Annotated in this window: 16 protein-coding genes; 3 read left to right on the top strand and 13 right to left on the bottom strand. The window is 67.3% G+C overall.

The genetic code is table 11. From position 1 onward, the window contains the following. Positions 1-97: 97 nt before the first annotated feature. Together AB0L82_RS07465 and AB0L82_RS07460 are read left to right on the top strand one after the other, a co-directional pair. The gene (locus AB0L82_RS07465; RefSeq protein WP_364632361.1) at positions 98-886 is read left to right on the top strand and encodes a peptidylprolyl isomerase; all 789 of its coding nucleotides are present in this window, start codon (positions 98-100) and stop codon (positions 884-886) included. A gap of 425 nt (positions 887-1,311) precedes the next feature. Continuing rightward, positions 1,312-1,866, top strand: coding sequence for a hypothetical protein (locus tag AB0L82_RS07460; RefSeq protein WP_364632359.1), 555 nt, complete (start codon positions 1,312-1,314; stop codon positions 1,864-1,866). A gap of 114 nt (positions 1,867-1,980) precedes the next feature. Here AB0L82_RS07460 and AB0L82_RS07455 read toward each other — a convergent pair whose 3' ends face one another. From AB0L82_RS07455 to AB0L82_RS07395, 13 genes are all read right to left on the bottom strand, one after another. Next, a complete protein-coding gene (locus tag AB0L82_RS07455) occupies positions 1,981-2,367 on the bottom strand; it encodes a DUF4913 domain-containing protein (RefSeq protein WP_364632357.1) in 387 nt (128 codons plus the stop codon). Beyond that, complete coding sequence (locus AB0L82_RS07450) at positions 2,364-4,223, bottom strand: TraM recognition domain-containing protein (protein ID WP_364632355.1); 1,860 nt, start codon at positions 4,221-4,223, stop codon at positions 2,364-2,366. Before AB0L82_RS07450 ends, AB0L82_RS07455 begins: the two co-directional genes overlap by 4 nt. 37 nt (positions 4,224-4,260) lie before the next feature. Continuing rightward, a complete protein-coding gene (locus AB0L82_RS07445; RefSeq protein ID WP_364632353.1) occupies positions 4,261-4,788 on the bottom strand; it encodes a hypothetical protein in 528 nt (175 codons plus the stop codon). A gap of 190 nt (positions 4,789-4,978) precedes the next feature. Beyond that, complete coding sequence (locus AB0L82_RS07440; RefSeq protein ID WP_364632351.1) at positions 4,979-5,260, bottom strand: transposase; 282 nt, start codon at positions 5,258-5,260, stop codon at positions 4,979-4,981. Positions 5,261-5,283: 23 nt separating this feature from the next. Then, positions 5,284-8,724: a hypothetical protein gene (locus tag AB0L82_RS07435; RefSeq protein WP_364632349.1), complete on the bottom strand. Its 3,441-nt coding sequence runs from the start codon at positions 8,722-8,724 to the stop codon at positions 5,284-5,286. A gap of 6 nt (positions 8,725-8,730) precedes the next feature. Further along, positions 8,731-10,221: an SCO6880 family protein gene (locus AB0L82_RS07430; RefSeq protein ID WP_364632347.1), complete on the bottom strand. Its 1,491-nt coding sequence runs from the start codon at positions 10,219-10,221 to the stop codon at positions 8,731-8,733. After that, positions 10,218-11,693 (bottom strand): hypothetical protein, encoded by a 1,476-nt coding sequence (locus AB0L82_RS07425; protein ID WP_364632345.1) that lies wholly within the window; start codon positions 11,691-11,693, stop codon positions 10,218-10,220. Before AB0L82_RS07425 ends, AB0L82_RS07430 begins: the two co-directional genes overlap by 4 nt. Positions 11,694-11,749: 56 nt before the next feature. Continuing rightward, entirely contained in the window at positions 11,750-12,574 is an 825-nt protein-coding gene (locus tag AB0L82_RS07420) for a hypothetical protein (RefSeq protein WP_364632343.1), read from the bottom strand. Between the two features lie 52 nt (positions 12,575-12,626). Beyond that, entirely contained in the window at positions 12,627-12,890 is a 264-nt protein-coding gene (locus AB0L82_RS07415; RefSeq protein ID WP_364632341.1) for a hypothetical protein, read from the bottom strand. Beyond that, positions 12,890-13,180, bottom strand: a complete 291-nt coding sequence (locus tag AB0L82_RS07410; RefSeq protein ID WP_364632339.1) for a hypothetical protein — start codon at positions 13,178-13,180, stop codon at positions 12,890-12,892. The genes AB0L82_RS07415 and AB0L82_RS07410 overlap by 1 nt, the downstream gene beginning before the upstream one ends. A gap of 160 nt (positions 13,181-13,340) precedes the next feature. Further along, positions 13,341-13,994 (bottom strand): hypothetical protein, encoded by a 654-nt coding sequence (locus AB0L82_RS07405; RefSeq protein ID WP_364632337.1) that lies wholly within the window; start codon positions 13,992-13,994, stop codon positions 13,341-13,343. Beyond that, on the bottom strand, positions 13,991-14,866 hold the full coding sequence (locus AB0L82_RS07400; RefSeq protein WP_364632335.1) for a hypothetical protein: 876 nt from the start codon (positions 14,864-14,866) through the stop codon (positions 13,991-13,993). Before AB0L82_RS07400 ends, AB0L82_RS07405 begins: the two co-directional genes overlap by 4 nt. 18 nt (positions 14,867-14,884) lie before the next feature. After that, positions 14,885-15,541, bottom strand: coding sequence for a hypothetical protein (locus tag AB0L82_RS07395; protein WP_364632333.1), 657 nt, complete (start codon positions 15,539-15,541; stop codon positions 14,885-14,887). A gap of 324 nt (positions 15,542-15,865) precedes the next feature. Here AB0L82_RS07395 and AB0L82_RS07390 point away from each other — a divergent pair, with 324 nt between their 5' ends. Next, on the top strand, positions 15,866-16,627 hold the full coding sequence (locus AB0L82_RS07390) for a 3-hydroxyacyl-CoA dehydrogenase (protein ID WP_364632831.1): 762 nt from the start codon (positions 15,866-15,868) through the stop codon (positions 16,625-16,627). The last annotated feature ends 9 nt before the right edge of the window (positions 16,628-16,636 follow it).

The following is a 16,636-nucleotide window of genomic DNA, read 5'->3' as shown; positions in this document are numbered from 1 at the left end:
AGTCCAACCGGTTATCGTGCAGCGGTTATAAGGGATTGTCTCAGGAACTGATGGCACACTCTTAGCCCGGAAGCAACCGATACGGAGGGACTAGCTAGTGCCGAGCAATGAACAGCGACGCGCTGCGGCGAAACGGAAGCTGGAGCGTCAGGTCGCCAGCCGGGCCCAGCGGGCGCGCAAGCGCAAGCAGATGACCATTCTCGCCTCCGCGGTGGGCGTCGTGGTCGCGGTCGCGGCGGGTGTCGGCATCTACTACTGGACCAAGGGCGATGACGCCGATACGACCGCGAGCGCGTGTGATTTCCGCGCCGCGCAGTCGCCGGCCGCGCGCCCGGTGGACAAGCCCGGCAAGGTGGGCAAGCTCTCGGATGTGAAGAACGCCAAGGCAACCTTGGACACCACCGAGGGCCCGATCCCGGTTCAGCTGAACGCCGAGCAATCCCCTTGCACGGTAAAGAGTTTCGAGAATCTGGCGAACCAGAAGTTCTTCGACGACACCAAATGCCACCGGATGACCACGACCGAGGGCCTCAAGGTGCTGCAGTGCGGCGATCCCAGCGCCTCCGGTTCGGGCGGACCCGGTTACGAGTTCGACAATGAGTACCCGACCGCCGGGATCAGCCCGATGGATCCGGCGGCGGACACCCCGATCGATTACAAGCGCGGCACGCTGGCCATGGCCAATAGCGGGCCGGGAACCAATGGCAGCCAGTTCTTCCTGGTCTACGGCGATTCCAAGCTGCCGCCGCAGTACACCATCTTCGGGACGGTCGACGAGGCCGGTCTGGCCACGCTCGACAAGATCGCGGCCGCGGGCGTGCAGGGCGGCGGACAGGATGGCCCGCCGGTCGACAACGTGGCCATCAAGTCGGTCAAAATCGACTGACCGCCCCAAAACGACTGACCGGCATGGTCTTTCGGTCCCGGTGTCATTCGACACCGGGACCGTTTGGTTTCCAGTGAAACGTGCGGGAAGCGGCCACCGAACCTTCTGTGTAAGGCTTTCCTAACCAAAGAAAATCCTGAGTTTTCCGCACACTGCCGGAATTGTGCGATATATGCTGTATCGCGACGCGCGCGTACGGCGGTATCCGAGTTTTCGCTGGTAATCTCGTAGAACGGAGTACGAAGCGGCGTAGTACAGCCCACCGGGCAACCCCCAACGGGCAGTAACCCCAACGCCTCCAAGTGCTCTCGGTGTCCACGTTTGCAGGCGGGACATGACTACCCGAATTACCGTTCGTGTGGCGATGTCCGTGACGAAGCACCACAATCATCCATAGTGATCACTGCAGCATCGGGGAGCATGCGATGGCCGAGGAACTCGACGACATCGGCCGCGAAACCGCGGCGATGATGAGGCAAATGTTGCAGCTCGCGACACTTGTCGCGCTGCGAACCCGGGAACGTGGCCAGAAAGAGGCGGAAGCCCGCGTCAAAGTCACCGAAGCCCGGCAGAAGGAAGCCCGTGAGCGTCAGCTCCGGGAGGCAGCGGATGCCAAGGCCAAGGATCCGCGCAATGTGGCTCTCGCGCGGATGATCGAGAAGCCGCCGCTCGACAAGGGTGTATCCCTCGAGAAGGACCGGTTCGCCGCGCAGGCCGAGGCCACCCGTATGGCCGCGACCCAGGCCGCGATGAACAAGTCCCTGGTGCGCTATGACTCCGTCGAGCGCCGAACCGCTCTGGCCCAACATCTTTCGCGCATGGGTATCGCTCCCGAATTGGCGGCGGTGCGCATGTTGATGGAGGTCGGGCAGGCGCAGTCCGCGGCCGAGGCCGTGCGCGCCAAGGAGCAGGAGGCCGCGGTGGCACAGCGCCGGGCCCGGGAACAGGAAGCCCGCGGGCGCGAACGCGTTCGTTCCTGATCCATTCGGCTCGATACAGCGAAGCGGCGGATCGCGTCGAAACACGATCCGCCACATAGCTTTCGACAGCGCGACCCCGATTCGGCCCGTTGTCCTGCCGGGGTGATCCGCGTGCTACATCCGGAAATCACCCATGGTGGGATCGCTGAACAGTCCGCCCACCGGCGACTTCAACGGCAGCGGCGTGAGCATGTCCTTATGGCCGTTGCGCACGCTGCAGTACTTGAACGGCCCCTTGGGGTCGAACAGTTTCGCCATATGCGGATCGGCGTGATCCAGAAACCACACCGACAGACCGGTTTTGCCGTCCTTGCGGAAATGCTCCCACGCGCGCCACATGGCATCCAGGCGCGCCACCGCCTCGGCGTGCTTCCACCATTCCGGGCACCAGACGGTATCGCTGATATCGGTTACCTGCCGCCGGTACACCAGGCTCAGATAGTTCTCCACGAACTCCACCACGCTGGCGTAGACCATCGGTGTTTCCTGCTGTTCGTTCACAGCGGCCGGACCTCCTCAATCTGCCCGGCGTCGCTCGCCGGCTCTGCCTTGATCAGCGACGGCGCGCCGATCAGATCAACGATTTCGGTCTTGCGGCGAGGTGAGGGATCGTGATGCGTGATCGACTTCTTCACCTCTTCGTTGTATTCACCCTCCCACCACGGCACGGTGCGCACCAGCACCGCCGGTGTGCCGGAGGAGAATACGATGGCGCGCCCGCGCGGCAGGGTGGCCAGGCCGTTCACACTGAAGGTGCGCGAGGAACCCAGCGACCGCGAATAGCTCTTGCCGCCAGAGGATTCCGAGACGGACTGGGAGATGCTGTCGTAATCGCCGATGGCCTCGGAGCGTTCGGTGAGGAACTTCGTATCGTCGACACCGCTGCCGAGCACCTTGATATTGGCCGCGGCCCACAGCGCTTCCATACCGTCCGCACCCCAGCAGCGGGCGCCCTGCGCCCACGACTGCAGCACCGTCATGACCACGATGCCGCGCGAGCCGAAGTGGCTGTACTGCTTGGGCAGATCCTTCCAGCGCACCACGTTCGCGGCCTCGTCGAGCACCGCCAGCAGCGGGATCTCCAGGCGGCCGCCGTGTGAGCGGGACGCCTCGCGGGTGGCGACGTCGATGACCGCCTCGGTGAGCGCGCTGACCAGTGGGGCGGCCGAACCGCGGCCTTCGAGCGAGAGGCAGTACAGGGTGCCGTTATCGCGGATGAAGGCGAGTTCGTCGAACTGCTGGCCGCCGAATTCCTTGGTGATCCAGCGGTGCACATTCGACAGCTTGAGGCAGCGCACCATCTTCTTGGCGGTACCGAAAACGCCACTGCGCGTGCGCTCGTCGACGTTGTACTGCTGTGCCAGGCCCGAGGCCATGAAGTGGAAACGGCCGGAGCGGCGCAGCAATTCGATCGGTTCGGTGTCCTGCGGGTTGGTGACCCACTCCCACACCTGGGTGATGGGGCGCTCGTCCACCGCCGCGGCCAGGAACAGACCGGCGAGCAAATCCTCGGCTTCCTGATCGAAGAAGCTGTCGGTCGAGGTGGCGACCGAACCGGAGCTGTCATCACCGTCGGCGAAGTGTCCGGCCAGCCGGGCGGCGCGCATTTCGCATCCGTCGCTGCGGGCGTCGACCCAGGCCAGCGGATCCCAGAACCAGGTGCGGGCACGGTCATCGGAGTTCATCGGATCGACCGCGATGTCCTGCGGATCGAAGATGAAGATCGGACTGCCCTTGCTGTCGCGCACATCTCGGGTGGCATCGACGACATCGCGCTTATTGGAAGTGACCAGCACCGGGCCGATGGCGGCGAGAATCGCCGGGATGACCCGCGAGGTGGTCTTGCCCTGGCGCGGACCCCAGATGTCGATGTGCAGATCCTCGTAGGAGCCGTAGAGCATGCAGCCGTCCGCGACGGACATGCCGATGGGCACGCCGGGCATATCCTCACGCCCCAGGCGCATACCGAGCTGTTCGGCCTTCTCGCGCACGCCCGCGTCGGTGAGCGCCTTGATGGCGCCGCCGTTGCCCATGTGGTCGGCCTTGTCGTCGACCGGGAGCCGTCCGACGGCCTTGCGCGCCTTCGCCTTCCGCTTGTACCACTGGTACCCGAGGGCGGCGGCGATCACCAGCAGCACGATGACGGTCGAGCTCCAGCGCCATTCCAGCTTGCCCTTGGCCAGGGCCACACCGATGGCGATCGGGTTGATCGGGACGTCCTGCTTCGGCGTGGACAGCAGATTGCCCAATTGGATTGCCAGCCACAGGGTTCCGAAGACCGCGAAGCCCGCGTAGATCATGTGCAGTTGACGGTCGGGACCCGGGTCGGCCGGATCCTTCACCGGTGCTTTCGCCATCTCCAGCCTCCTCAGATGACCTGTATGTCGTTGCCGCTCAACGGAATCCGTCGAGTTGCCAGGTGCCGTTGGTTCGTACGACGGTAGCGACGACCGTACTGGCCGGGAGCGGGCTGCGCCGCCCGTCCGGATAGACGACCGTCTGTTCGATACCGATCTTGTACTGCGCCCGATTGGGATCCGCCCCGGGTGGTGCGGTCTCACCCGAAGCGAAGGCGAACGCCTCTATATGCGCTCCGGCCTTGGCCCAGTCGGCCCACTGCAGCGTCGCCTTCGGCATTTCGGCGCTGGTGGGTGGTGTATCCAGTGTACGGACGAGCGTGGGACCCAGCCATTTCCGCGCCCGGCCCAGCGACGCGCTCTGGGTCTCGGTGACCGGATACCAGGTGAATATCTCGCGCAGCGCCGCCACCGCGACTCCGTCCGCGGTGGTCGGGTCCGGTGCCGGGGCACTCTGCAGCAGGCGCGTGGTGGATGTCGGCGGATTCAGCCTGCTCGGCCTGGAATCACCGTCACTGCCACTACTGCACGCGGACACCAGCATTGCGACGCTCAGCACCAGCATCACCACCAGTTTCGTGCGTTGCCCAGTCCTTCGTACGGTTGCCGCACCGGCCGTCGCGCGCTGTTCGCGCGATTGCGGACCTGATATCCAGGCTAGACGCTGTGACCGACACCCGGGCCATACCAGCGGGTTTCCCGGCCCGGCGTGTCCACGTACCGGCGGTGCGGTCATAGGGTCACCCGGCCCGCGGTCACATGCCCCGCTTGGCGTCGTAGAGGGTTTCCACCAGGGTGCGGTTCATTTCCGCGGCGGCGGCCAGCTGCTGTTGCAGCAGAGCTACTTTGCGGCGCAGGTTGGTGGCGTCCATCTGTTCCAGGCCTGGGGTTTCGGCGGCGCGAACCCAATTGCGCACCGAATTGGTGTGCACGCCAATCTGTTCGGCGACCACCCGGCATGCCTCGGATTCCGAGCGCAGTTTTCCGGTGAGTGCGATGACCTGCTCGACGGCGGCCTGGCGCACTTCCGGCGACACTCTTCGGTAGGACCTGTGCGGCATCATTCGGTAACACTCCCGTCGTCGGTGCCGCGGCGGGCGGTGGATTCGGTGAATTCACTGAACCGCTGGTTGGTGTCGTGGATTCCGCTTTCCCTCTCGGACCACGTGAACTCCATGTGGAACGGGATACCGGGGCGCCGATCCTCACCGATCTTGAGCAGGAATTTGCCGGTGCCGGGCGCGGGCGGGCGTTGCTGCCCCGGTTTGAGCGCCTCACCGGTCAGCGCCTGCGGCGCGGACCAGCTGGTGACCATATCCTCCTCGGCGGAGGTGAACGGGACCGTGGAGTCCAGGCGGGCGATCTCCTCGGCCGGTAGCGCGCCGAAGATCTTGGCGCGGGCGCGTTCCAGGAAGCCGAGCGCCTTGGCGATGGCGGCTTCCGAACCCAGGGCCTGCAGGTCCTTGATGGTGTGGCTGATCATGATGAGCGAGGTGGCGATACCGCGCTGCAGACGGGTCAATTCGTCCACGCGGTCGACCATGAAATCGCCCAGGCCGAGCACCTGCCACAGCTCGTCCATCACCACCTGGAAGTAGCGCTGCGGACCCAGATCGGCGTCCGCCAGTACGTGCGCGGCCTCGACCGAGGCGAAACCGTCCGCCCAGCAGGCCAGCATGACCGCGGCCTTGAGCTTCTTGTCACCGCTCGGGATATGCGAGACGTCGATGCAGACCGCGGTGGCGGTGGTGTCGATGGGAGTTGTGGTCTGGCCGTTGAAGACCGCACCGAACGGACCCTGGGTGAGCGCGCGCAGTGAGCGGCGCAGGCCCTTGATCGCGTTCTGGTATTCGTCGGGATTGTCCGCGCCCGCGTCGAGCTGGAGTTCATCGCCGCCCGCCACGATCACGGTGAGCAGATCCTCGATGATCGGGGGCTTGTCGGGGGTGAACGCGCTGCCCGGGCGGTAGAGAATGCGCAGCGCGGTGGCCAGCAGGGTCTCCTCGTAATCCCGTACGCGCGCACCGCGAACCAGCTCCACCAGACCCGCGACCAGGGTGACCTGACGGGCCCGCAACTCCTGCATCACCTGGGTGTGCAGTGCGGGCAGCTCGGTCAGCATCGGGACGATGGAACCCAGCACGCCCGCGGCCAGCGGATTCAGCTTGCCGTGGCCGTACCCCAGATCGATGACCTGACCGCCGACCAGTTCCACCAGCTTGCGGTAGTCCGGCTTGACGTCGGCCAGGATGAGCGGGGTGATGCCCTGCGCCACACCGCCGAGCACGATCCGGCGCACCAGCGAGGATTTGCCGAAACCGTTGAGCCCCAGCACGAAAAGGCTCGGTGCGGTGATGAAGCTGCCGCGCATGAACCAGTTCATCGGGTCGAAGCACACCGGTGCGCCGGTATGCAGATGCGAACCCAGCGGCGTCCCGATCAGCGGTGCGCCCGCGCCCACCGACCACGGCCACAGGCCCGCGACCTGCGCGGTGGTGGCCCGGTACTCCACCGGCCTGCCCACCACGTTCATCCGCCCGCCGCCCGCGCCGATATAGCCGCGATCGGTCAATTGCTGTGTGGTGCGGTCGAATTCGTCGAAGCTGCCGTACTCCATACGCTCCGCGCGCGCCGCGAAATTGCGCCGCCGCAGATCATCGGTGTGCAGGCGGAAGGTCGCCCACAGCGCGCCGAGCCCGTTCTGCTCACGGGTGATGACCTCGAGCTTGGCGCGCGTCGAATCATCGAGCAGCTTCGGACCGGCCTGCTTCTGCTTCTTCTTCGCGGCGGCCCGGCGTTTGGCAGCAGCCGATTTCGCGGCCTTGGTCCGCTCGGCGCGCTCACTCCTGGTCTCGCCCTTGCCCTTACCCGCGGACCCGCGGCCCTGTGCTTCGGCCGCACCGCGTTCGGTCCGCCCGCGCCGATCCCGCCCCGTGCGCTCCCCCGGCTCACCGTCCGGCCGCGGCCGCCGGGTACGCCCGGGCGAACCGGTCCGCCCGCCCAAATGCACCCGATCCGGATCGGTGGGCCGCTTACGGCCCTCACCGGTGCGCGCGTCACTTCCCGCGGCGCGCTGCGGATCTCGCGCACCCTCGCGCGCCTCGGCCCGCCCATCGCGCTCCCCACGCCCGTCACGAACCTCACCGCGCCCGTCGCGCTCACCGCGGCCTTCGCGAACCTCACCACGCTCACCGCGAATCTCACCGCGCGCGGCCGCACGACCGTCACCGCGCGGGATTTCGCGTCCCTGACTCGCATCTCGACCGTCAGCACGCCTGCGGCCGGGTTCACGACCGTCACCACGGGTGGCGTCGTATCCCTCCCGATGCCCGCGTTCGTGCCCATCGCCCGCGATATCGCGGCCGTCAGCCGGGGACGACTCGCGACCGCGGCCGCGCGGCCCCTCGGTTCCGCCACCGCGCGGGGCGTCCCGGCCCTCACCGCGTCGTCCCTCCCGCTCGGGCCCCGCCGCCCGGCGGTGTTCCCGTCCGGCCGGATCGGCCGTCCGATCGCCCGTGTCGGCGCGGCGCGCGACCTCCCGGCCCGGCGGCGTTTCCCGTCGCCGGATCGCCGGATCCGATTCCGTACCGTGCGCCGAACCCTCGGCCGTCGCACCCTCGGTACCGCGCGAGCGCCGCGCACTGACCGCGGCTTCCCCGGAGTCGAATCCCGGAGTCCGTTCGCGCCCGGCGGTTTCCGCTTCCAGCGTGGCCGCGGTCTCACTACCCGCTAACCCTCGCGTGTGGTCCTCGTCCATGCGCTCCCCCTCGACTCGATCCGAACCGCGCGGGCGCATCCCCTCCGCCGCGCGGGGCGCGCGTTCGCGCTCCGACTGTTTCGAGCCATCGGCGGATTCCGGTCCGCCCGCCGTGTTCGCCGCGGACGCGTTCGCGCCCTCGGACATACCGATCTCGGTGCGAGACACCGTTTCCGGCCCCGAATACGGTTCGGGCTCCAGACTGGGCAACTTCTTCCGGCGGCCGAGTGACCAGCTCGCACTCGATCGCAGCGCCTCGGTGGATCGTGCGCGGTCCTGCATTTCCTCGGCGGAGAGTTCGGGCTCCGGTTCCGAGAACAGTTCCGGCACAGCGCTATCCGCGACGCCGCCGAGCCCGGCCCGAGACCACGTATCGGGCTCCGGTTCCGGCGCGACCACCTCGGGCTCCGGCCGCGACTCCGCAGCCGTGACAGCGAGCTCTTCCCGGTTCCGCGCAACCGGGCCCGCGGGCGTCTCCGGATTCGAATGCTGTTCCGGCTCCGCCGATTCCGGATCCGGGCCGAGTTGCACCGGACCGTCGGGCAACGGATCGCGGCGCAGCATGCGACGGTCCGGCAGGGTACCGCGGCGCGGGCGGTGTTCATCGCGGGCCACGCGGGTCACCGGCAGGGCCGGATCCTCCGGGATGAGGTCCGGTTCCGGGGGCGTGTCCCGGCGCGTGGAACGGCGGGCGGGTGGCGCGATATCGCGTTCCCGGACCGGAGGTTCGAAGTCACGTGGCATGAAGGGTTACCCCGCAAGCGCTTTCGGAATTGTCGCGTGTTCCGGCAGGATCACCCCGCAGCCGAGCGAGGCCGCGAAGGCCGCCGCCTGGTAGCGATAGCAGCGCCGGATCTTCAAACGCGACTGTGTGGACAGATCGCGGGTAATGGCTTCGATGCGCGGCAGATCGCCGCGCAGGGGTTCGGTGATGGTCACCAGCGCCCCGAAGCGGGTCACACCGTGACCCCTGGCCTGTTCTTCACGCGCCTGCTGGGTGGCGCCGACGCGAATGGACGCCGCCGCCGAGACGACACCGCGCTCACTCTGCTGCGCCACCAGAGCGTTCTTGAAATCGTCGTCCACGATCTGGGCGGCGTCGCCCGCGGAGTGCGGGCGGTACACGATGGTGACGCGCTTGCGCGGCACTTCGGGATTCGGGGCGAGCAGGCGCTGCAGCACGCGCTCGTCCACCGCGCCCTCGGGTGCGGTGTCCATCTCCCAGGTGACCGAACGGCCGCCGTCGTGGATGAAGTGATCCCAGCGCTCCTCATGCGAGACCGGTCCGGCATCGGCCCAATCCAGCCCGTGCCCACCGGGTTCGCCCGCCGCCACCTCGAGATCGGCCTGCGAGGCCGGATCGTAGCTGCGGCGGATGAAGGAGATGACATCGTCGGCCGACATGGGCTGGGCGCGCACGCCCGCCTCCGCCAGCGCCGCGCAGATACCGGGCAGGCGGCGGCCGATCTCGACCGCCTCCTCCGCCGGATTCTTGCGCCGCTCAGCGGTTGTCGCCTTGAACGTGATGGCCACCCGGGGCAGCAGCTGCACTCGCTCCTGCGGCAGTTCGGTGGCCAGCTCGTACATGACCTGCTGCGCCAGATCCGGCGCTTCGGGGCGGGTGATCGCGGAAACCTCGGTGAGCAAACGGTTTCCGGTCTCGGGCACGGTATCGATGACCGGCACCACCGCCACGATGTCCGACGTCTGGCCGAGCGAGGCCAGGAAGGTGCCCCAGGCCGACACCCAGCGGTCGATGACCGGCTGATCGACGGCCTCGTGCCCCTGCGGCCAGGCCCGCAAAACGACTGTGTACTGGCCGAATTGGGGTAGGTGGATCATGCCGAAGCTGTAACCGCCGGCGTCGATGCCCTCGTAGAGCCGCGACGGCGCCATCAGCCCGGGCAACCGGGTCACACCGCCCGGAATCCGGGAGAACCGGCCGCCGCGGTAGACGTGCTCGCCCTTGCTGCGGCCGCGCAACCAATGGAACATCATCAATCCGTTCTCGTAGCCCGAGCGGCCCCCCGTCCGCCACACCAGTGGAACCATCACGATCAGACCGAATACCGCGACGAAGAGCGCGGGCATCGGCCCGAAGATCATCGCCGTGAGCAGGCCGCTGATCACGACGGCGAAACCGACCAGGGTCTCGCCCCAGCGCAGACCGAAAAGTCCTGCGCTGCGCGGCTTCTGCCACAGACCGTAGGCCCGGCGCTCGTAGGTATCGGTCATCGTCATCGCGGAATGGTGCTCCTGCCGAGGTCGGGTGCGCGGTTGGCCCAGCGGTCACCGGCGAGATCGCCGGCGGCGGTATCGGCCTTGTTCAGGCTGGCGGTGGCCGCCCGGACCTGCGCGACCCGGTTCGCGGCCGAACGCGCCGCGCCCGACGGTACTGCGCCGGAGTTGCCCGGACCGGAAGGACTCGCGGCCGTCGCGCCGCCGCCGCCCGGCGCCGGACGCGGTGCGGGCGGTCGTGGACCACCGCCGCCTCCGCCGCGCGGACCGCCGCCCGGCGGTCGCCCGCCGCGGCCGGGTCCGACATATCCGGCGGCTCCCGGTGCGGCCGTCGCCTTCACGGCGACCGCGCGCGAACCGACGGCTCCGACGGCGGCCACACCGACGAGGGTGCCGGTGGTGGCGGTCAGACCCGAACCACCGCTGCCGACGATGGCCACGGCCGGGGTGGCCAGGCGCATGAGCGCCGGGAGCACGAAGGCCGCACTGCACAGCAGCACGATGGCGACCAGCATGCGCTGCGCCTGATCGGCGTCGGGCAGACCGGCCGTCGAGGTCAGATCATCGGTATTGCCCGCGGTGACGAAGGCGATCATATAGACGATCGCCGCCACCGGCTTGTAGAGCATGAACGCGATGATCCAGCTGATCAGCTTGGGATAGGACTGTTTACCGGTATTGGTGCCCGAAGCCGCTGCCGCGAGCGGCAATACGCCCGCGGCCACCACCAGCAGACCCTGACGCACGATCGCGAGCACGATCTGCGCGAGCGCGCCGAGCAGGCCGACAATGGCGATGATCAACACCAGACCCGGCGAGAATGCCTGCAGCTTGGACGTTTTCACCATCAGCTCGGCCAGATCCTTGGCCTGGCCGTTGGTGGCGTCGTTGATTACCCATTCGGAGAACTTGTCCGAAGCCTGTGTCGCGGCGACGATCACCGCGCCCAGCATCCAGGAGCTGAAGACCACGCGCGCGTACATTCGGAACGATTCGGCGGCCTCACTGACCGCGGCTCCGCGTCTGGCCTCGGCGAGCTTTGCGCCGGACAGGATTACGGAGACCATTAACAGCAGTATCTGGACCTGATACGTGTAGTCGTTGATCTTGGTGAAGAGCGATCCGGAATCGCTGACCCGTTCATTGGGCAGTTTCATCCAGAACGTCAATGCCAGGATCAGCGCCTCGCCCAGGCCGTTCATCAGCGAGTCGACCACCTTGCCGAAGGTGGAGTCCCACGCCTTATCGCGTACGGCGGCGGCCGCGTCGGTCGGATGGGTCGCGACATTGCCCGCCTTGCACGCGGCCGAGGCGGCATCGCCCAGGGACAGCCCGGGAATGCCGAGACCATCGAGCGAGTCGTGTAATTGGTTGCAGGCCGGATCGAATCCGTAGTCCTGTCCGTACGCCACGGTCGGCGTAGCGATCATGACGGTGAACACGACCGCGAGGATCGTAAAGATACGCCTCACCATGTGGTTCCACCCCTCAATGGGTCGCTGGGCCACTTCACTGGTCACCACTCGTTCGTCTACCACCGTGTCCACCCGGCCAGGGAGTCCACGTATTCGGTCTGCGAGGCCTTGGAACTCGATGGTTTGAGGCGCCAGTCACCGGCGTCCCACACCATGATCAGTCGCACCGCGGCCCAGGTCTGTCTGCTGTCGAGCACCGGACCGCGTGCGGCCAGCCGCACGATGGCCATATCGTCGGCGTAGTTCTCGATCTGGAAGCCGTCCGGGGCGACCAGATAGCGGGTCACCTTCTCCGGCTGCTGTTTCGGCAGTCGCTGATCCGCGAGCGCCTGGTCGTAGGCGGACACCTGCTGGGCGGAAACACGCACCTGCCGCACATAGAGTTCACGGTCGGCGGGGCGGGCGTTGAGGCGGTAGGTGATCTGCGCCGCCGCCAGCGCCGCACCCTGGGGGGTGTGCGAATAGCCAACGGCCAGACCGTCTTCCAGCCGGGTGGGGCCGTCGGAGGTGGAGAAGGGTACCGATGCGCCGTACACCCGCTGCCAGCCGTGCGGCTCGACGGTGCCCTCGGGGGCGGCGGTCAGCCAATCCTGATCGGTGGCCTTGCGCTTACTCGGCTGCTGCGGAAGCGGTTGCCCGGCAGCGTTATTGGGTATGTCGACGCGGCGGCCGAACAGATCCACCTCGGGTGAGGCGAAACCGGTCGCGCCCGGTTCGGAGGTGGTGGGGGCCGTCCCATCGGGTTTCGCCGCCGAGGGGGTGCTGTCGCCGTGGTTGATGTACACCACGACGCCCGCGATGATGATCAACGCCACCACGGCGGCCGAGGCGATGACGCCGAACGAGACGCGGTCGCGCTCGGGCGACTCCTTCTCGCTCATGACGGCGCCTCCAAAGTCTTTTCGTCACTGGACAATTGCGATGCCTGAACTCTTACGTCGGGAGCAGCGCGAGTGCGATGCCGCTGGCCGAACTCGCCATGATCGCGCCGAGCAGGCTCACCACCACCCCGTGCGTCGCGTCATTGGCGGCCAGATCGTCGCGGAACGCGTACCACAGCCGCCCCGCCGAGAGGATCATCCAGGCCAGGCAGAACAGCAGTACGCACCACAGCAGCCAGTCGATCAGCTGCATCATCGGCCGCAGTACATCGGCCGGCATCTGTTTGTAGGCCAGTAGGGCCACTGTGGCGGACATTAGGTGATCACAGCGTTCATGATGGTTCCGGCGCTGGTGGCGATGATTCCGCCAATCATGGCCCCTGCCACCATCTTCGGCGACTCCAAACCGCCTCCCGTCCACTTCTCCCAGGCGAACTTGCCGCCCGCGTAGGTGATTCCCATGATTCCGGACAACAGCACGAACCAGGTGAAGTACCGAACCAGCTTCAGCAATTTGTCGGATGCGGGCGGCGCCTCCGGGGTCGGATTACCGACCTGGGCGAGGAACTGCCCATACGCGTCGTGCACGGCGAGGATCATGCTCATTGTCTGTCCTTCTCCAAAAGCGAACTGCTAGTGACAATCTCGCCGCCGACCGGCGCGCACGCACGCACGGTCCCGGCATCTCCTTCTTCGGCTAATCGTTCCGCCGCTCCCGGAATCCGGGAACATGTTCGCGCGCAATGGTTTCCAATGTTCACAATGATCACTCCCCGGCTTCCGGGGGTGCCGGGCGGGGGGCGTCCAGCGCCTCCTGCGCGGCGGAGACGATGCTCAGGCCCAGTTCCCGGACATCGGTTGTAACCTCTTGCAGCGCATCGGGTTTGCGCTTGCGCTGCACCGGCGGCTGATCGCCGGGCGACCAGATCGGGAGCTGATCGGGTTCGACCAGCGTCCACTCCTCATGCCACGGCACCTGCCAGACCTGACCGGCGAGCGAGCCGACCACATCACGATAGCGGCGGATTTCGGCGGGGATGCGGCCCGGACGGGCGGCCACGGTCACCAGGCCCAGCACCTCGCAGTCGCCCGCCAGGCCCGCGTGATGCTGGCGCAGCAGGTCATGGGCACGGGTGAGGCCGGAGATGGTTTCGCGGGCCACCAGCACCACGAACGGGGATTCGCGATCGAAGACGCCGGGCCAGCGGCGGTACGAATCCGCCGCCGGGGCAAGCACATGCGCGAGGGTGCTCGCGCCCGCGCCGCCGTGTACGCCGAGCAGCCACACCAGGGGTGCGCGGCCGCCGCCGGGTACGGGTCGGTCCCAAATCGGTGCGCGGCGGGCCTCCGGGGGCGGCACCACGCCTGCCGCCATAGCGGTCTCGGAGGAAGATCGGCGTTCCTTCATGGCTGCGGTCATGATGCCACTCCAGCAAGCAGGCGGCGATACGCACGGCGTGTCTCGGCCGCGAGGTCGCTGTGCCGCACCAGTTCTCCGCGGGCCAGGTGAGGGTCGTACGGCAGCTCGAGAATATCGCCCACCCAACCGTCGAGGTGTTCCCGCAAATGATCAGCGATCCGAGAGTCGCTGCCTGGCAACTGATGTGAGACGACGATTGTGGTATCGCCGACAATTCCGCCGCCCTGCCCCTCGCCGGGTCCGCCGAACTGATCGTCGAGCCACTCCAGGGTGACCCGCAATCGGTTGGCGGCGTCCACGCGCGCCGGGATCGCAAGCACCAGAGCGATATCGCCGTCCTCGAGCAGCGGCCGCAGATGCCGGCTCGCGATCGGGCTGCCGCCGTCGTAGACGGGCGTGTACCCGGAGTCGTTGATGGCGCGCGCGACCGTCAGATACGTCGCGCGGCGGCGCAGCGGGGCCGGATCGCGCCACAGCAGGCCGACGCCCGAGGTGGCGCGGGACAGGCATTCCTTGAGCGGTGCGGCCTCATCGTCACCGCGCCCGTAGAGCCACGATTGCAGGCTGATCGGGCTCAAATGCTCATCGGCGCCACGTAATGCGAGATCGCTGCCCGCGAAAGTGGCGTCCACGGCTACGGTTTGCGCACCCGCGGCACCGATCTCACCGGCGATGCCGAGGGCGGTCGTTGTCACGCCCGCGCCACCGCATCCGCCGACCACCAGAATCGGCCGTGGCGCCGGGCCGGGCTCACCGGAGTCGCCGCGACGCTTGCGCAGCCGCACCACCGGAGCCTTGGAACGCGCGGCACTGTCCGACGATTCGCCCTCTTCGGGCACTTCGTCGAGCCAGCGGCTCCAGTCCTGATCCATCTCTGTCAGCTCTCCCTCTTATCCAGCCGGTGTGCCCGCGGTAGGGATATGGTCGCCGATCGCCACGGTGGCCGTCATTTTGTTGTACGCCGCCGGGAGGTCGCTCGTACCCGATTGCGAGTCCATACCGAGTGTGCCGATGGATTGCGAAGTGCCGCTGTGTGAGTTGAGCACATATAGGGCAACTCCACCGGCAGCGGCTAGCAACAGGATGGCAACGATCAGGAATCCGAGGGCGTACAGCCGTCTGCGGCGAAACTGCGCCGGAGACACCGGGGCCGGGCGCGCGGGCGCCTCCGCCTCGGTGTCGACGGCGTCCAGCAGTGCCGTGGCGACGTCCGGGCGCGCATCGTCTTGCTCACCCTCCCACGGGAATTCGACCACCGTGGAATCGCGGTAACGGAGTTTCGGTGTGTACGAGGTGGTCTCGCGATCGGTCATCCAATCCGACCACGCGCCGGAGAAGTGTGTGCGCTTGAGCACCGATTCGGGCACCGGCGGGATTTCCAGCTCGGGCTCGTCGTCCTGGATGTAGTGCGGGAAGCGCGCGGGGCCGTCCTCGCCGCCGAAGACCGTCTCGCCGTTGGCATCCGCGGGTGCGGACGTACTCCCGTCGGCTGCCATCGGTTCCAGCGCCGGATACCAGCGCGAGACTTTTTTGTACGACTTCAACATTGCTCGGGTCTCCGTGGAGCCAGGCGAGTCTTGCTGCATCGTCGGACCCTCTCGGCGGTTGGTCGTGACGGGACGATCGATCGTCGTACGGCGGCCCGCCGTCACCGCGCCGCCGGGTGCGTCGCAGTCAGGACGGTCCCAGTCGGAAATTATTTCGCATGTGCAGGATTCCAGCGCGTCGACGCGCCGGAAGCGCACTCCTGTTTTCACGCGCGCGTGCGATAGCAGGCCCGCGAGCATGGTGTGCGCACCACGCCGGGGACCCGCTTTTCCGCACCGCCACAGCAGAATCTACATTCACAAGACCAGATATTTGGAGGTTTTGTGAAGACAGCAGACATCGCCGCGGTCGTAACCGGTGGCGCGTCGGGACTCGGCCTGGCTACCGTGCGCGAACTGCACTCGGCCGGCGCGAAGGTCGTTATCCTCGATCTTCCCTCGTCCGACGGCAAGGCTGTGGCCGAGGAACTCGGTGAGCGCGTGGTGTTCTCGCCCGGTGACGTGACCAGCGAAGAGGATGTGACCGCCGCCCTCGACGCAGCTCAGGGCCTCGGCACGCTGCGAATCGCGGTGAACTGCGCAGGAATCGGCAATGCGATCAAGACCGTCGGCAAGCAGGGCGCGTTCCCGCTCGACGCGTTCAAGAAGATCATCAACGTGAACCTGATCGGCACGTTCAATGTCATTCGCCTGGCGGCGGAGCGCATTTCGGCGACCGAGGAGGCCGACGGCGAACGCGGAGTGATTGTCAATACCGCTTCCGTCGCGGCGTTCGACGGGCAGATCGGGCAGGCCGCCTACTCCGCCTCCAAGGGCGGCATCGTTGGCCTGACTCTGCCGGTGGCGCGTGACCTGGCCCCGATCAAGATTCGCGTGATGACCATCGCGCCGGGGCTGTTCCACACGCCCCTTTTCGCCACGCTGCCCGATTCGGCCATCGCGGCGCTCGGCGCACAGGTGCCGCATCCGGCGCGGCTCGGCGATCCGGCCGAATACGCGGCGCTGGTGCGCCACATCGTGGAGAACCCGATGCTCAACGGTGAGGTCATCCGGTTGGACGGCGCAATCCGTATGGCACCCCGGTAACCCGGGTAC

The organism is Nocardia sp. NPDC052001 (genome assembly GCF_040680615.1).
Taxonomy (GTDB): domain Bacteria; phylum Actinomycetota; class Actinomycetes; order Mycobacteriales; family Mycobacteriaceae; genus Nocardia.
Note: the sequence above shows the minus strand (reverse complement) of the source record. Positions and strands in the feature narration are given on the sequence as shown.

Bases quoted from the DNA above. Each gene is read 5' to 3' on its own strand.
- AB0L82_RS07395 (WP_364632333.1), bottom strand. From the start codon at position 15,541: ATGTTGAAGTCGTACAAAAAAGTCTCGCGCTGGTATCCGGCGCTGGAA.
- AB0L82_RS07420 (WP_364632343.1), bottom strand. From the start codon at position 12,574: ATGAGCGAGAAGGAGTCGCCCGAGCGCGACCGCGTCTCGTTCGGCGTC.
- AB0L82_RS07430 (WP_364632347.1), bottom strand. From the start codon at position 10,221: ATGACGATGACCGATACCTACGAGCGCCGGGCCTACGGTCTGTGGCAG.
- AB0L82_RS07450 (WP_364632355.1), bottom strand. From the start codon at position 4,223: ATGGCGAAAGCACCGGTGAAGGATCCGGCCGACCCGGGTCCCGACCGT.
- AB0L82_RS07435 (WP_364632349.1), bottom strand. From the start codon at position 8,724: ATGCCACGTGACTTCGAACCTCCGGTCCGGGAACGCGATATCGCGCCA.
- AB0L82_RS07415 (WP_364632341.1), bottom strand. From the start codon at position 12,890: ATGTCCGCCACAGTGGCCCTACTGGCCTACAAACAGATGCCGGCCGAT.
- AB0L82_RS07445 (WP_364632353.1), bottom strand. From the start codon at position 4,788: ATGCTGGTGCTGAGCGTCGCAATGCTGGTGTCCGCGTGCAGTAGTGGC.
- AB0L82_RS07400 (WP_364632335.1), bottom strand. From the start codon at position 14,866: ATGGATCAGGACTGGAGCCGCTGGCTCGACGAAGTGCCCGAAGAGGGC.
- AB0L82_RS07405 (WP_364632337.1), bottom strand. From the start codon at position 13,994: ATGACCGCAGCCATGAAGGAACGCCGATCTTCCTCCGAGACCGCTATG.
- AB0L82_RS07410 (WP_364632339.1), bottom strand. From the start codon at position 13,180: ATGAGCATGATCCTCGCCGTGCACGACGCGTATGGGCAGTTCCTCGCC.
- AB0L82_RS07460 (WP_364632359.1), top strand. From the start codon at position 1,312: ATGGCCGAGGAACTCGACGACATCGGCCGCGAAACCGCGGCGATGATG.
- AB0L82_RS07425 (WP_364632345.1), bottom strand. From the start codon at position 11,693: ATGGTGAGGCGTATCTTTACGATCCTCGCGGTCGTGTTCACCGTCATG.